Genomic DNA, 13,409 nt, shown 5'->3' on the forward strand with positions numbered 1-13,409 from the left:
ACGGGCGCGGCGAGGAAGGACACGGACGGGCTCACGGACGGGCACGCCATCGGGGAGACGAGCGGGGCGAAGCCCGAACTCTCGGCAGGGAACGGGGGCGGGGTCGGGGTCACAGTCGGAGTCACGGTCGGGGGACGGTACGGGAAGGGGCACGGGGGACCTCCACACCGGGGGCGCTTGAGGGCGGCCCGACTCCCGGCGGGCCCGCCGATCCGCGCCCATGGTCCGGCGCGCCTCACCGGGCCGTCAACGCGCCCGTCGGGGCTCGTCGGGGGGAGATCCGGTCGGCGCCGCGCGCCCCCGCGCGCCGGTCAGGCCAGCGCCGGCACCTCCAGGGTGAGCGTCCCGGCCTCGGCGTCGAGCACGCCGGGGAGGCCGAACGGCACGGTCGGCGCGCTCGCCTGGTGCCCGAAGCCCATCCGCTCGACGACCGGGACGCCGAGGCCGCCGAGCCGGTCGGCGAGGACCGCGCGGACCTCCTCGTGGGGCCCGCACTCCTCCCAGGAGCCGAGGCCGATCCCGGCGACCCCGTCCAGCCAGCCGGAGCGCAGCAGTTGGGTGAGGATTCGGTCCAGGCGGTACGGATCCTCACCCACGTCCTCCAGGAGGAGCAGCCCGCCCCGGGCGGAGGGCCGGGCGTGCGGAGTGCCGAGCTCGGCGGCGAGCAGGCTGACACAGCCGCCGAGGGTGACCCCCCGGGCCCGGCCGGGCACCAGGGCCCCGGCCGTCGCCGTGGCGATCGTGCGCACCGACTCCGGCTCGAAGAGGGTGGCGCGCAGGGAGGCGCGGGTGTCCGGGTCCTGGAGGAAGGGGGCCGCCGCGACCATGGGGCCGTGGAGGGTGGCGAGGCCGAGCCGGGTGGCGAAGGCCTCGTGGAGGGCGGTGATGTCGCTGTAGCCGACGAAGACCTTGGGCCCGGCGGCCCGCAGCGCCGCCCAGTCGACGAGGTCGGCCATGCGCTGGGCTCCGTAACCGCCGCGCGCGCAGAGCACGGCCGAGACGCGCGGGTCGCACCAGGCCTCGGTGAGGTCGCGGGCGCGGGCCTCGTCGGCCCCGGCGAGGTAGCCGAGCGCGGGGTGGGTGTCGAGGACGTGCGGGGCGACGACCGGGTCGAGGTCCCAGCCGCGCAGGATGTCGAGCCCGGCCGCCAGGCGGTCCTCGGGGATCGGGCCGCTGGGCGCGACGACGGCCACCCGGTCGCCTGGGCGCAGCCGGGGCGGCCGGGTGAGCGCGGGCACGTGCACGGACCGCCCGGCCCCCGCCGCCCTCGCCCCCGCCCCCGTTCCCGTCCCTGCTCCTGCTCCTGCTCCTGCTCCTGCTCCTGCTCCTGCCATGGCGTTCACGCGCGGAACTCCAGGTCGGGGACGTCCGTCCGGTCGAGACCGAAGGTCCTTACGTAGAGGGCGAGTTCGGCTTCGAGGGCGCGGATCATGGTGTCGGCGCGGCGGAAGCCGTGGCCCTCGCCCGTGAAGGCGAGGTAGGCGTGCGGGACACCCCGGCCGGCCATCCGGGCCAGCAGGCGCTCGGCCTGCGCGGGCGGGCAGATGGGGTCGTCGAGGCCCTGGAGCAGCAGGAACGGAGCGGTGATCCGGTCGGCGTGCTCCAGCGGCGAGCGCTCCCGGTAGCGGCCGGGCACCTTGTCGAGGGGGCCGATCAGCGAGTGCAGGTACTGGGACTCGAAGTCGTGGGTCTCGTCGGTGGCCCAGCCGGTGAGGTCCAGCACGGGGTAGATGACGGTGCCGCAGGCGTACACGTCGGTGAGGGCGAGCGAGGCGGCGCTGGTCCAGCCGCCGGCGCTGCCGCCTCGGACGGCGAGCCGGGCGGGGTCGGCGGTGCCCTCGTCGGCGAGCGCGCGGGCGACGGCGGCGCAGTCCTCGACGTCCACCACGCCCCACTGCTCGCGCAGCCGTTCGCGGTACTCCCTGCCGTAGCCGGTGGAACCGCCGTAGTTGACCTCGACGACGCCGATGCCTCGGGAGGTGAAGTAGGCGAGCTCCAGGTCGAGCACGAGCGGGGCGTGGCCGGTAGGCCCGCCGTGGGCCCACACCACGTAGGGCGGGAGCTCGGTGCCGGGGGCGGTCCGGTCGGGGCTGTGCGGCGGGTACACGTGGGCGTGGATGTCCCGGCCGCCGGGTCCGGTGAAGGTGCGGACCACGGGCTCGGGGTAGTAGGCGGGGTCGACCGGGTCCTCGTGGGCGGCGCCGATGACCCGGGTCCGGCCGGTGCGGGTGTCGAGCTCGACGACCTCGGCGCCGCTGCGGGGCCCGGCGGCGATGCCGACGACCCGGGTGCCGTGGACGGCGAGGGAGGAGGACCACTGGGTCCAGGGTCCCGCGGCGTCGACGAGCTCGCCGCTGTCGGGGTCGAGTATGCCGAGGCGGGTGGCTCCCGTGCCGTGCACGACGGCGATCAGCCCGTTCTCCAGGGGCTCGAACCAGCGCTGGCCCAGGGTCCAGAGCGGTCCGCCGAACTCCTCCGCGCGGGGGCAGAGGGCGACGGGCGTGCCGTCCTCGCCGGTGCGGTACAGGTTCCACCAGCCGGTGCGGTCGCTGAGGTGGAGGAGCCGTCCGTCGGCGGTCCAGCCGACCTGGGGCACCGACTCCTCGGGGCCGCCCGCGACGGTGCGGGCGTCCTGGAAGGTGCCGTCCGGGGCGATCCGGGCGAGCTGGACCTCGGTGCCGTCCCAGGGCATCCGGGGGTGGTCCCAGCCGATCCAGGCGGCCTGCCGGCCGTCCGGCGAGAGCCGGGGCCCGGTGACGAACCGGTGGCGGCCGTCGGAGAGCTCGCGGATCCGGCCTCGGTCCTCGGCGGCGGAGCCGTCCAGCGGCACGGCCGCGATCACCCGGCGCACATCGGTCGGGGCGGGCCCGGTGAACTCCTCCAGGACGCACCAGACCTCGTCCCGCCCGGGGAGCACGACGGGGTCCGCCCAGCGCAGCCCGCCGCCGGTCGCCGAGACCGGGGTGAGCGGCCGGGGCGCGGCGCCGGGCCCGGCGTCCGGCTCGTACGCGTAGAGCCGCTGGTCGGGGAAGTGGCAGAAGACGAGGAGCGGGGAGCCGTCGGGCCGCAGGGTGCCGGCCCAGGGCGTGCCGCCGTACTCGATGACCCGGCTGCGCACGTTCCACGGTGCGGGCAGCACGGATTCCTCGGTGCCGTCGGGCCGGCGGCGCACCAGGGCGCGTCGGCCGCCCTCGGTGGGCCGCGGGGCGGTCCACCAGACCTCGTCGCCGAGCACCCCGACGTGGTCGGGACGCCCGTCGTGTGCGGCGGCGAGCGCGGCGTCGATGGGTGACGGCCAGCTGCCGTAGGCGGCCGTGGTTGCCATCTCGATCCCCCCTGGGTGGAGCGTGTGGACGGTGGAAGTGGACGTGACGTGCGGAGCGCGGTGGGCGGCCGGATGTGGTGTCAGGCCGTCCGCAGATAGCGGTCGAGGACCCGGACGCCGAAGTGCAGCGCGTCGACGGGGACGCGTTCGTCGACGCCGTGGAAGAGCGCCCCGTAGTCGAGCTCGGGGGGCAGCTTCAGGGGCGAGAAGCCGTAGCCGGTGATGCCGAGGCGGGAGAACTGCTTGGCGTCGGTGCCACCCGACATGGAGAAGGGGACGACGTGCCCGGCCGGATCGACGTGCTCGACGGCGGCCCGCAGCTTGGCGAAGGTCGGCGAGTCCACCGGCGCCTGCAGCGGCACCTCGCGGTGGTGGAACTCCCAGGAGACGTCGGGGCCGGTGAGCCGGTCCATGGTCTCGATGAACTCCTCCTCGCCGCCGGGCACGGTCCGCCCGTCGACGAAGGCCACGGCCTGGCCCGGGATCACGTTCACCTTGTAGCCGGCGTCCAGCATCGTCGGGTTGGCGCTGTTGCGGACGGTGGGCTCCACCAGGGCGGCGGCCGGGCCCAGCTTCTCCAGGAGCAGGTCGGTGTCGAAGTCGCGGGCGTCGACGTCCACCTCGATCCCGTACAGCGCGGCGAGCTCCCGCAGCGCGGCGCGGACGGTGGGGCTGAGCCGGACGGGCCAGGAATGGGCGCCGACGCGGGCGACGGCCGCGGCGAGGCGGGTCACCGCGTTGGCCGTGTTGACCTTGGAGCCGTGGCCCGCGCGGCCGTGGGCGGTGAGCTTGATCCAGGCGGTGCCGCGCTCGCCCGCCGCGATCGGGTAGAGGGTGGTCCGCGGGTCCGGGTGGAAGCTGAAGGCGCCCGACTCGCTGATGCCCTCCGTGCAGCCCTCGAAGAGGCCGGGGTGCCGGTCGGCGAGGAAGCCGGAGCCGTCCTCGGCGCTGGCCTCCTCGTCGGCGGTGTAGGCGAGGACGATGTCCCGGCGCGGGCGGAAGCCCTCGCGGGCCCAGGAGCGGACCACGGACAGGACCATCGCGTCCATGTTCTTCATGTCCACGGCGCCTCGGCCCCAGACCACGCCGTCGCGGACCTCCCCGGAGAAGGGGTGCACGGTCCAGTCGGCGGGCTCGGCGGGGACGACGTCCAGGTGCCCGTGGACCAGCAGGGCCTCGGCGGCCGGGTCGGTGCCGGCGAGGCGGGCCACGACGTTGGTGCGGCCGGGGGTGCGCTCCAGCAGCACCGGTTCGAGTCCGGCGCCGGCGAGGCGCTCGGCCACGTACTCGGCGGCGGGCCGCTCGCGGCAGTCGCCGCCGCCCCGGTTGGTGGTGTCGATCGCGATCAGCTCGGAGGTGAACGCGACCACCTCGTCGAGCGCCCGCGCGTCCGGTCCCGGGACCTCCCGGGCCGGGCCGGTGCCCCGCTCCTGCTCAGCCATACTGTTCCTCCACCGCGGCGGAGACGATGGTCGTGACCGCCTTGAACGTGCGAATCGCCTCGTACATCGTCTCGCTGGTGTACGCGACCTTGCGTTCGCCACTCCGCCCGGCGCCGGGGACCACCGTCGCGGCGGCGGCCAGGTGCTCGGCGTCGAACTCCAGCTCCACCGTGAACGGCCCGGCGGCGACCGGCTCGTGCCGCACCGCGAGCGAGGCGGCCGCCTTGGCCGCCGCGCGGATGTCGGCGGCCGTCCGGGCCGGGGTCCGGCACACCGCCGCGTACCGCGAGACGTGGTCCTTGACGGCGACCTTGTGCGCCTCCGGCGCGTAGCCCAGGGCGTCCTCGCAGGTGAGGTCGTCGCCGGTGACGAGGACGACGGGCACCCCGAACTCGGCGACCACGTGCGCGTTGAGCAGGCCCTCGCTCGCGCGGACCCCGTTGAGCCAGACGCCGGTGATGGAGTTGGCGAGGTAGGTGTGCGCGAGGACGCCTTCGGCGCCCGCGCCCGTGTGATAGCCGAGGAACGCGATGCCGTCGACGTCCCCGTGCTGGACGCCCTCGACCATGGAGAGCGACTTGTGCCGCCCGGTGAGCATCTCGGCCCGCTCGTCGAGCCGCTCCAGGAGCAGATTGCGCATGGTCCAGTGCGCCTCGTTGATCAGCACCTCGTCGGCGCCGCCGTCGAAGAAGCCGAGCACCGCCGCGTTCACGTCCGAGGTGAACAGGGACCGGCACCGCTCCCACTGGGGGGTGCCGGGCAGCACGTCGGCGGGCCAGGTCACGCCGGTGGCGCCTTCCATGTCGGCGCTGATCAGGATCTTCATGCCTGGCACCGTACGCGCCGAGCGGCGGACCCGACCACCCCTGTGGAAAAGTGTCGGAGGCGTGGACCAGTGGCGGTCTCCCGCGACACCGGCGGGGACACTCGCGGGACACCTGCGGGGCGCGGACGGGACACCGGCGGGGCGCGGGCAGCGGGCGGGCGCGGCGGTGATTCGGGGCGAATCCTTTCATCTCGTACGTATAGGCTGACGGGCGCAGTTTTCCCGCCCCCGCGACTCCAGGAGCCCCTCGGTGACCACCTCGCTCGCCCCGTCCGAGACCCCCGCCGACACCGACGCCGCCGTCGAGGCCGGCGTCGGGACCCCTGCCGGGACCCCTGCCGGGACCCCTGCCGGGACCGCCGTCGAGGCCGGGTCCGAGGCCCCCTTCGTACTCGACACCGGCGAGTGGGTCGAGCCCGCCGCGCAGGCCGTCGCCGAGAGCGTCGTCCGCGACGCGCGCGACTTCGGCGTGTACGCGCGCACCGGCGGCTGGGCGTTCGCGCTCAAGGTGGCGCGGAGCGTGCGGCCGGGCGGGCAGCCCGCCGAGGGCACGGAGAAGGTGTCGGCGAAGGCGTTCGCGGAGCTCGCCGGCTGCTCCCCCGAGCGGGTCATGCGCTACTACAAGGCCTGGGACATGGCCGCCGACGACGCGCTGGTGCCGCAGTTCGAGGCGCTGGTCCCCGGCGAGGACGTGGAGCTGCCCGAGGCCGACGTCTGGCTGTCGTACTACTCCTCCCGCTCCAGCGCGACCTCCGTGCGCGGCCACGCGATCAGCGCGGCGGCCGAGGCCGAGGGCATCAAGCCGACCAAGGCGCTGGAGGTGGCCGAGAACCCGACCGCGCTGCGCGCCGCGATCCTCGCCGACCCGGGCACGGCCGAGGCGGCGCGCGGGGCGCTGCTCGACCGGATGAAGGAGGACCCGGCGCTGCAGACCGAGATGGCCCGCGCGATCGCCCGCACCGGCGGCCTCAAGAAGGCGGTGGCGCAGGAGGCGAAGGCGGCGGACCGGATCGAGTACGTACGGCAGATCGCCGAGGGCGGCCAGATCCGGACGCCCGCGGGGCAGACGGTGGCGGCCCCGGCCGAGCTGCGCGCGGAGGCCGAGCGGCACCTGTCGCTCATCGACGAGCTCGACGACTCCGAGGAGGCGGGCGAGTGGGCCGGTGAGGCCTACGACACGGTGAAGACGCTGGTGGCGCGGGCCGTGGAGGCGGACCCGGAGCTGCGGGTGCGGGAGCGGCGGACGAAGTTCTACAGCAGCCTGCAGAAGGCGACGAAGGTCTTCGAGGAGCTGACCCTGGACGAGGTCCTGGAAGAGGACGTCGTGGAGGAGGACATGCTCCAGCGGCTGGAGGCCCTCCAGGAGGCGATCGGCGCCTGCATCAGCGCGATCCGCAAGGCGACGACCGCCTCCTGACCGGGGCGCGGACGGAGGGCCGGCCCGGGCGCACCGGGCCGGCCCTCCGTCGTCCGCGTCGTCCGCTTCGTCCGCGACGACGGCCGCGCGTGCCGCTTCCGTCGCGTCCGTCGCTTCCGCCGCGTCCGGTCAGTCCTCGTGGCCGAGCTGGAGGTCCCGCTCGGTGCGCCCGCCGCCCGCGACCTGGAGGACGGTGGCGACCGGCGGGTAGCCGGCGGCGATGACGGTGTACTCGCCGGAGGACAGGTCCACGAAGCGGAAGGTGCCGTCGGGCCCGGTGGTGAGGGTGTCGACGACGTTGCCGGCGGCGTCGAGCAGGGTGACGCGGGCGTCCTCGACGGGGCGTCCGCCGCCCGCGCGCACGGTGCCCCGGAGCACGGCGCCGCCGGCGAGCTCGATGTCCTGGCGGGTCTCCCGCGCGGACTGCACGCTGACCGGGACGGCGGCGGGCCGGAAGGCGGGGGCGCTGGCGGCCAGCGTGTACTCGCCGGCCACCAGCTCCCCCATGGTGTACGTCCCCTCGCGCCCGCTGCGGGTGCTGGCGACGACCTCGCCGCGTACGTCGGTGAGGGTGACGGCGGCGTCCCGGACGGGGGTGCCGTCGGCGGTGAGCACGCTGCCCGCGAGGCGCCCGGCGCCGCCGAGGACGACGTCCAGGTCGACGGGGCGCTCGCCGACGGTCACGGACACCGCCTGCGGCTGGTGCCCGCCGGCCGCCGCGATCAGCACGTACGAGCCGGGGCCTGGCACGGCCAGCGCGTAGCGCCCGTCCTCACCGCTGGCCCCGCGCCCGATCTGGCGTCCGGCGACGTCGATGAGGGTGAGGGCGGCGCGCGGGACGCAGCTGCCGTCGGGGTGCTGCACGTGGCCGCAGACCGGCACTCCGGAGGCGAGCGCCGCCCGGGCCGGGGGGATCGGGGCGAAGGCTTCGGTGGCGAAGGCTTCGGCGGCGGGGGCCTCGGTGGCGGGGGTGTGGTGGGACACCAGCGGTTTCTCCTTGAGGAAGAAGGCGAGGACGAGGCCGAGCACGAGGACCGGCACGAGGTAGAGGAAGATCCGCGGCATCGCGTCCGCGTACGCCTGGACGAAGGCGTCGCGCAGGGCGGGCGGCAGGGTGTGGACGGCTCCCGGGGTGATCGAGTCGGCGGCCGGGAGCGCGGCGCCCGTGTCGGCGGGGAGCCGGGCGGCGAGGGCGTCGTCGAGGCGGGAGGCGAAGAGGGTGCCGAAGATCGCGGCGCCGACGCTGCCGCCGATCTGCCGGAAGTAGTTGTGGGCGCTGGTGGCGGTGCCGAGGTCGGCGGGGCGCACGGAGTTCTGCACGGCGAGCACCAGGACCGGCATGACCAGGCCGATGCCGAGGCCGAGGACGGCCTGCCAGAGGCTCTGCTGGAGGCGCGGGGTGTCGGTGCCGAGGCGGGAGAGCAGCCACATGCCGAGGGTGGCGACGGCGCCGCCGAGCACCGGGTAGACCTTGTAGTGGCCGGTGCGGCTGATGAGCTGTCCTGAGACCACGGAGGCGACCACGATGCCGCCCATCAGGGGCAGCATGAGCAGGCCCGACTCGGTGGCGGTGGCGCCCTCGACCATCTGCAGGAAGGTGGGCAGGTAGCTGGCGGCGCCGAAGAGGGCGATGCCGACGACCATGCCGACCAGGCTGGTGACGGTGAACACGGAGTCGCGGAACAGGCGCAGCGGGATGAGGGGTTCGCGGGCGAAGCGCTCGACGACCAGGAAGAGGACGGCGGCCACGACGGCGCCGCAGCCGAGGCCGAGGACGACCCGGGAGTCCCAGGCGTAGCGGGTGCCGCCCCAACTGGTCAGCAGCACCAGGCAGGTGGAGGCGGCGGCGAGCAGCAGGGCGCCGAGGACGTCGAAGCGGGCCCGGGCGGCGGGCTTGGGGAGCTTGAGGACGACGGCCACGACGGCGAGGGTGACGAGCCCGAAGGGCACGTTGAAGTAGAAGCACCAGCGCCAGGAGACGTGGTCGGTGAAGAAGCCGCCGAGCAGCGGTCCGGCGACGGAGGCGAGGCCGAAGGCGGCGCCGATGAGGCCCATGTAGCGGCCGCGTTCCCGGGGCGGGACGATGTCCGCGATGATCGCCTGGACGCCGATCATCAGCCCGCCGGCCCCGGCGCCCTGGAGCGCGCGGAAGGCGATGAGCTGGTCCATGCTGCGGGACCAGCCGGCCAGGGCGGAGCCGATCACGAAGACGACGATGGCGAAGAGGAAGACGCCCTTGCGGCCGAGGAGGTCGCCGAGCTTCCCGTAGACGGGCAGGCCGATGGTGGCGGTGAGCAGGTAGGCGGTGATCGCCCAGGACATCCGGTCCAGGCCCTGGAGTTCGCCGACGATCTTCGGCAGGGCGGTGGCGACGATCATCTGCTCCAGCGCGGCGAGGAGCAGCGCGAGCATCAGCCCGACGAAGACGAGCCGGACCCGCCGGGGGTCGAGGGCGTCCGGCGCCCCGGGGGGCGGCGGCGCCTCTCCGGCGGGCGGTCCCGCCACCGGGAGCGGGACCGTTTCACCGCTCTCCGGGGCCGGCTGGGCGGTATCGGTCGCCCGGGTGTGTTTGGCCAGCGTGATCGCACCCACGTGCTGCTCCCCTCGTCACGGCGTCTGCGCGCGCCATTCTTCGCATTGCGCGCGAAGCGGGAGCAAGTCGGGCGGGACGCGAGGGAGGTGGCCGAGGGGGCCGCGAACACCCCCCGGGGAGCGCGCACTTGGGGCGCTCATCAGGGCGTTTACGGGGCGCACCGCGACCCCTGGGCGCGCCGGGCGCTCGTACAGGGGTCGCGGGGAAACCACTCGAATCGGTGACGGACCGGGGCGTTACTTCTCCCCGACCGTTTCCCGAGGCTACTTCCCCGACCGGGCCGGGGGGCGCTCCCCCGGCCGGACCGGATGCTACTTCTCGACCTCGGTGGCGAGCTTGGCGAGCACCGCGTCGTAGATGCGGCCGAGGCCCTTGGGGGCGAAGGTCCGCTCGAAGAAGCCGCCGATGCCGCCGGCGCCGTTCCAGACGGTGCTGACGACGACCTTCGCGCCGCCCTCACCGGCGGGGGTGACGGTCCAGGTGGTGACCATGGAGGAGTTGCGGTCCTTCTCGACGAGCTGCCCGTCGGTCGGCTCGGCGACCTCCAGCAGACAGTCGCGGACGCGCTTGCTGGTGGCCTGGAGCTTCCAGTGGACGAGGGTGCCCTCACCGTCGCCGCCCTCGCGCACCTCGTACTCGCTGAAGTGCTCGGGGAGCAGCTTCGCGCGCGTGCCGCTGTAGTCGGCCAGGGCGTCGAACACCGTCTCCGCGTCGGCGGCGATGATCCGCTCCGTCGTGGCCTCGACCTGCGCCATGGGGGTCCTCCAGCTGATCTCTCGGGGATGTGGGCCAAGCCAACCACCTGGGCGCCGGGGCGCGAAATCCGGGTTGCGACGATCAAGGGAACAGGTGTTCTATTCTGGTTCCCCTCTCGCCCCGCCGAACCGGCCACCCCGCCCGGACCCGACCCGACCGACCCGACCCACACCGACCAGACCCGACCGACCCGACCCGACCCGCACCGAGGAGCCGCCATGCGCTGGGACCGGCTGGCCGACAGCCCCGTCACCGCCGCCACGCCGGCCGCGCCCGCCGACGCCGCCCTGTTCGGCACGGACGCGGTCACCACCCGCACGTTCGACACGCCCGAGTTCCGCGGCGTCACCTTCCACGAGATCCGGGCCCGGTCGATCGTCAACCGGGTGCCCGGCGCCTCCCGGATGCCGTTCGAGTGGACGGTCAACCCGTACCGCGGCTGCACCCACGCCTGCGTGTACTGCTTCGCCCGCCGCAGCCATGCCTATCTGGACCTCGACACCGGCGTCGGCTTCGACTCCCAGATCGTGGTCAAGGTCAACGCCCCGGAGCTGCTGCGCGCGCGGCTGGCCTCCCGGAGCTGGCAGGGGGCGCACATCGCGATGGGCACCAACGTGGACTGCTACCAGCGCGCGGAGGGCCGCTACCGGCTGATGCCCGGGATCATCGAGGCGCTGCGGGACCGCGCCAACCCGTTCTCGATCCTCACCAAGGGCACCCTGATCCTGCGCGACCAGGAGCTGATCCGGCAGGCCGCCGAGGTCACCGAGGTCGGCGTGTCCGTCTCCGTCGGCTTCACCGACCGGGAGCTGTGGCGCACGGTCGAACCCGGCACCCCCTCCCCCGAGCGGCGCCTGGACGTGGTGCGCGCCTTCGCCGGGCACGGCATCGACTGCGGGGTCCTGATGGCCCCCGTGGTGCCCTTCCTCGGCGACCGGCCCGAGCAGCTGCGCGACACGGTCCGCGCGATCGCCGGGGCCGGCGCCTCCTCGGTCACCCCGCTCGTGCTGCACCTGCGGCCCGGCGCGCGCGAGTGGTTCTTCGCCTGGCTGCACCGACACCACCCGGAGCTGGTGGGGCGGTACGAGCGGCTGTACGGGGCCGGGGCCTACGCGCCGACCTGGTACCAGCGCCGGATCACCCGTCAGGTGCACGAACTGGCCGCCGAGTTCGGTATCGGCCCCGCCCACCGGGGCGCCGCGCGCCGGATCCCGCTGCCCGACCACCACGCGGGCCCGCCCGCCGCCGAACAGCTCACCCTGCTCTGAGAGCACCGCAACACCACGCGGGAGCGCCCCGGATGTCCTCTGAACGGGTCAACTCTGGCCGGAATCGGTCCTTCCGGACCTTCTTCCGGGCACGGACGCCGTATGACCCCACGCGCAGGAACGCTGATCGCCGCTGGGGCGCTGGTCGCCGGGACGGTCACCGTCCTGCCCGCGTCCGCCGCCACCGGCACCCCCGACGGGACCGCCCCGGCCGCCCGTCCCACCGCCCCGCTGATCTGGACCGGCTGCGGCACCAAGGCGTACCCGAAGCTCCAGTGCGCCACCCTCAAGGTGCCGCTGAACCACGCCGCTCCCGGCGGCCGGACCATCCGGCTCGCCCTCACCCGGGTCCCGCACACCGCCAGGGCCTACCAGGGGCCGCTGCTCGTCAACCCGGGCGGACCGGGCGGCAGCGGGCGCGGCATGGCCGGGTACGTGGCCGCTTCGCTGAAGCCGGAGGTGGCCGCGCAGTACGACGTGATCGGCTTCGACCCGCGCGGAGTCGGCAAGAGCGAGCCCGCCCTGGACTGCGCGCCCGGCCACTTCAAGCCCGTACGCCCGGACTCCGTCCCGCGCGGGGCCGAGGAGGAGGCAGCCGGCCTGGCGCGCGCCAAGTCCTTCGCCAAGGCGTGCGGCGACAAGTACGCCGACGTCCTGCCGTACATCGACACCGTCTCCACCGCGCGGGACCTCGACGCCATGCGCGCGGCGCTCGGCTCGACGAAGATCAACTACCTCGGCTACTCCTACGGCACCTACCTGGGCGCGGTGTACGCCAAGCTGTTCCCCGAGCGGGTCCGGCGCATGGCCCTGGACTCCGTCGTCAACCCGCACGGCGTCTGGTACGAGGACAACCTCGCGCAGGACTACGCCTTCGACACCCGGCACAAGGACTTCGACGCCTGGGTGGCCCGCAACGACGCCACCTACCGGCTCGGCGGCGACCCGGCGGAGGTCGACGCGGCCTGGTACCGGATGCGGGAGGCGCTGCGCACCGCGCCCGCGGGCGGCAAGGTCGGTCCGGGCGAGCTGGAGGACACCTTCCTGCCCGGCGGCTACTACGACGGCTACTGGCCGCGGCTCGCGGCGGCGTTCAGCGCCTACGTGAACGACGCCGACCCGGCGCCGCTGGTGAAGGCGTACGAGACCCTCGGCGCCGCCGACGCGGCCGCCGACAACGGCTACTCGGTCTACACGAGCGTGCAGTGCCGCGACGCCGTCTGGCCGCGCGACTGGAACGTGTGGCGCAAGGACAACTGGGAGGCGCACACCAAGGCGCCGTTCTCCACCTGGAACAACGCCTGGTACAACGCGCCCTGCGCCTTCTGGCCGGTGGCGTCGCTGACCCCGCCGGACGTCACCAACGACCGGGTGGCGCCGGTGCTGATCCTCCAGGCGACCGAGGACGCCGCCACCCCGTACGAGGGCGGGCTCGCCCTGCACCGGATGCTGGCCGACTCCAGCCTGGTCGTCGAGCAGGGCGGCGGGAACCACGGGGTGACGCTGGCCGGGAACGACTGCCTGGACGGCCACCTCGACGCCTACCTGGCCGACGGGACGGTGCCGCGCGGCGCGGCCGGCTCGGACGCCGACGCCACCTGCGAGGCACTGCCCGAGCCCCGGCCCGCGAAGGCCGCGAAGGCCGCGAAGGCCGAGACGGCCCGCGAGGGTGCCCCGTCGTCGGGCACGGCCCTGCACGGGCTGCTCGGCCACGAGCAGTGAGCCCGGGCGACTGAGCGAGCCCGGGGCGGGGGGCCGGCCCGGGGCGGGCTCGGGGTCGGC

At 74.8% G+C, this 13,409-nt stretch carries 9 protein-coding genes; 3 read left to right on the forward strand and 6 right to left on the reverse strand.

All coding sequences use genetic code 11. The annotated features are described in order from the left end of the window. Positions 1–311 precede the first annotated feature (311 nt). The 4 genes from ACZ6J5_RS12080 to ACZ6J5_RS12095 form a co-directional block, all read right to left on the reverse strand. On the reverse strand, positions 312–1,238 hold the full coding sequence (locus ACZ6J5_RS12080) for a S66 peptidase family protein (protein ID WP_469390381.1): 927 nt from the start codon (positions 1,236–1,238) through the stop codon (positions 312–314). Between the two features lie 101 nt (positions 1,239–1,339). Beyond that, positions 1,340–3,325, reverse strand: a complete 1,986-nt coding sequence (locus ACZ6J5_RS12085; RefSeq protein ID WP_469390383.1) for a S9 family peptidase — start codon at positions 3,323–3,325, stop codon at positions 1,340–1,342. An 80-nt stretch (positions 3,326–3,405) separates the two neighbouring features. Continuing rightward, positions 3,406–4,767, reverse strand: a complete 1,362-nt coding sequence (locus ACZ6J5_RS12090; protein WP_469390385.1) for a M20/M25/M40 family metallo-hydrolase — start codon at positions 4,765–4,767, stop codon at positions 3,406–3,408. Next, positions 4,760–5,593, reverse strand: coding sequence for a M55 family metallopeptidase (locus tag ACZ6J5_RS12095; RefSeq protein WP_469390387.1), 834 nt, complete (start codon positions 5,591–5,593; stop codon positions 4,760–4,762). Before ACZ6J5_RS12095 ends, ACZ6J5_RS12090 begins: the two co-directional genes overlap by 8 nt. Before the next feature lie 250 nt (positions 5,594–5,843). On the opposite strand from ACZ6J5_RS12095, the gene ACZ6J5_RS12100 reads away from it, so the two are divergent. Further along, entirely contained in the window at positions 5,844–7,010 is a 1,167-nt protein-coding gene (locus ACZ6J5_RS12100) for a hypothetical protein (protein ID WP_469390388.1), read from the forward strand. A gap of 129 nt (positions 7,011–7,139) precedes the next feature. Here ACZ6J5_RS12100 and ACZ6J5_RS12105 read toward each other — a convergent pair whose 3' ends face one another. Both ACZ6J5_RS12105 and ACZ6J5_RS12110 read right to left on the reverse strand, forming a co-directional pair. After that, positions 7,140–9,515: an MFS transporter gene (locus ACZ6J5_RS12105; RefSeq protein ID WP_469390551.1), complete on the reverse strand. Its 2,376-nt coding sequence runs from the start codon at positions 9,513–9,515 to the stop codon at positions 7,140–7,142. A gap of 399 nt (positions 9,516–9,914) precedes the next feature. Then, positions 9,915–10,358 carry an SRPBCC family protein gene (locus ACZ6J5_RS12110; protein ID WP_469390390.1) on the reverse strand — a complete coding sequence of 148 codons (444 nt, stop codon included), beginning with the start codon at positions 10,356–10,358 and terminating at the stop codon, positions 9,915–9,917. A 219-nt stretch (positions 10,359–10,577) separates the two neighbouring features. Here ACZ6J5_RS12110 and ACZ6J5_RS12115 point away from each other — a divergent pair, with 219 nt between their 5' ends. Together ACZ6J5_RS12115 and ACZ6J5_RS12120 are read left to right on the forward strand one after the other, a co-directional pair. After that, positions 10,578–11,627 (forward strand): Rv2578c family radical SAM protein, encoded by a 1,050-nt coding sequence (locus tag ACZ6J5_RS12115; RefSeq protein WP_469390392.1) that lies wholly within the window; start codon positions 10,578–10,580, stop codon positions 11,625–11,627. Between the two features lie 102 nt (positions 11,628–11,729). Continuing rightward, positions 11,730–13,349: an alpha/beta hydrolase gene (locus ACZ6J5_RS12120; protein WP_469390394.1), complete on the forward strand. Its 1,620-nt coding sequence runs from the start codon at positions 11,730–11,732 to the stop codon at positions 13,347–13,349. Positions 13,350–13,409 lie beyond the last annotated feature (60 nt).

This window comes from Streptomyces sp. NPDC042100, assembly GCF_055582325.1.